1 rRNA gene (only partly in view) is annotated in these 2,670 nt (G+C 56.7%); it reads right to left on the bottom strand.

Annotated features, from left to right (window positions below):
* Positions 1 to 2,670, bottom strand: a 23S ribosomal RNA gene (locus tag ACWC5O_RS45045); its annotated part runs 195 nt beyond the window's last position; the annotation flags it as partial.

Genomic DNA, 2,670 nt, shown 5'->3' on the forward strand with positions numbered 1-2,670 from the left:
GGACAAGCCCTCGGCCTATTAGTACCGGTCACCTCCACCAGTTACCTGGCTTCCAGATCCGGCCTATCAACCCAGTCGTCTACTGGGAGCCTTACCCCATCAAGTGGGTGGGAGTCCTCATCTCGAAGCAGGCTTCCCGCTTAGATGCTTTCAGCGGTTATCCCTCCCGAACGTAGCCAACCAGCCATGCCCTTGGCAGAACAACTGGCACACCAGAGGTTCGTCCGTCCCGGTCCTCTCGTACTAGGGACAGCCCTTCTCAAGACTCCTACGCGCACAGCGGATAGGGACCGAACTGTCTCACGACGTTCTAAACCCAGCTCGCGTACCGCTTTAATGGGCGAACAGCCCAACCCTTGGGACCGACTCCAGCCCCAGGATGCGACGAGCCGACATCGAGGTGCCAAACCATCCCGTCGATATGGACTCTTGGGGAAGATCAGCCTGTTATCCCCGGGGTACCTTTTATCCGTTGAGCGACGGCGCTTCCACAAGCCACCGCCGGATCACTAGTCCCGACTTTCGTCCCTGCTCGACCCGTCGGTCTCACAGTCAAGCTCCCTTGTGCACTTACACTCAACACCTGATTGCCAACCAGGCTGAGGGAACCTTTGGGCGCCTCCGTTACTCTTTAGGAGGCAACCGCCCCAGTTAAACTACCCATCAGACACTGTCCCTGATCCGGATCACGGACCGAGGTTAGACATCCAGCACGACCAGACTGGTATTTCAACGACGACTCCACAAACACTGGCGTGCCTGCTTCAAAGTCTCCCAGCTATCCTACACAAGCCGAACCGAACACCAATATCAAACTGTAGTAAAGGTCCCGGGGTCTTTCCGTCCTGCTGCGCGAAACGAGCATCTTTACTCGTAGTGCAATTTCACCGGGCCTATGGTTGAGACAGTCGAGAAGTCGTTACGCCATTCGTGCAGGTCGGAACTTACCCGACAAGGAATTTCGCTACCTTAGGATGGTTATAGTTACCACCGCCGTTTACTGGCGCTTAAGTTCTCAGCTTCGCCCACCCGAAAGTGAGCTAACCGGTCCCCTTAACGTTCCAGCACCGGGCAGGCGTCAGTCCGTATACATCGCCTTACGGCTTCGCACGGACCTGTGTTTTTAGTAAACAGTCGCTTCTCGCTGGTCTCTGCGGCCACCCCCAGCTCACGGAGTAAATCCGATCACCGAGTGTGGCCCCCCTTCTCCCGAAGTTACGGGGGCATTTTGCCGAGTTCCTTAACCATAGTTCACCCGAACGCCTCGGTATTCTCTACCTGACCACCTGAGTCGGTTTAGGGTACGGGCCGCCATGAAACTCGCTAGAGGCTTTTCTCGACAGCATAGGATCATCCACTTCGCCACAATCGGCTCGGCATCAGGTCTCAGACTATATGCTGCCCGGATTTACCTGGACAGCGTCCTACACCCTTACCCCGGGACAACCACCGCCCGGGATGGACTACCTTCCTGCGTCACCCCATCACTCACCTACTAACCGCTTGGTCCGGCGGCTCCACCACTCCCCTTTGCCCGAAGGCTCCGGGGCGGCTTCACGGCCTTAGCATCACGATGCTCGATGTTTGACGCTTCACAGCGGGTACCGGAATATCAACCGGTTATCCATCGACTACGCCTGTCGGCCTCGCCTTAGGTCCCGACTTACCCTGGGCAGATCAGCTTGACCCAGGAACCCTTAGTCAATCGGCGCAAACGTTTCTCACGTTTGTATCGCTACTCATGCCTGCATTCTCACTCGTCAACCGTCCACAACTACCTTCCGGTGCTGCTTCACCCGGCAGACGACGCTCCCCTACCCATCACAGCACCCGTTGGGGCTATATGCTGCAATGACACGACTTCGGCGGTACGCTTGAGCCCCGCTACATTGTCGGCGCGGAATCACTAGACCAGTGAGCTATTACGCACTCTTTCAAGGGTGGCTGCTTCTAAGCCAACCTCCTGGTTGTCTGTGCGACTCCACATCCTTTCCCACTTAGCGTACGCTTAGGGGCCTTAGTCGATGCTCTGGGCTGTTTCCCTCTCGACCATGGAGCTTATCCCCCACAGTCTCACTGCCGCGCTCTCACTTACCGGCATTCGGAGTTTGGCTAAGGTCAGTAACCCGGTAGGGCCCATCGCCTATCCAGTGCTCTACCTCCGGCAAGAAACACACGACGCTGCACCTAAATGCATTTCGGGGAGAACCAGCTATCACGGAGTTTGATTGGCCTTTCACCCCTAACCACAGGTCATCCCCCAGGTTTTCAACCCTGGTGGGTTCGGTCCTCCACGAAGTCTTACCTCCGCTTCAACCTGCCCATGGCTAGATCACTCCGCTTCGGGTCTTGAGCGTGCTACTGAATCGCCCTATTCGGACTCGCTTTCGCTACGGCTTCCCCACCCGGGTTAACCTCGCAACACACCGCAAACTCGCAGGCTCATTCTTCAAAAGGCACGCAGTCACGAGATACAGCAAGCTGCATCCGACGCTCCCACGGCTTGTAGGCACACGGTTTCAGGTACTATTTCACTCCCCTCCCGGGGTACTTTTCACCATTCCCTCACGGTACTATCCGCTATCGGTCACCAGGGAATATTTAGGCTTAGCGGGTGGTCCCGCCAGATTCACACGGGATTTCTCGGGCCCCGTGCTACTTGGGTGTTTC

The organism is Streptomyces sp. NPDC001450 (assembly GCF_053597295.1).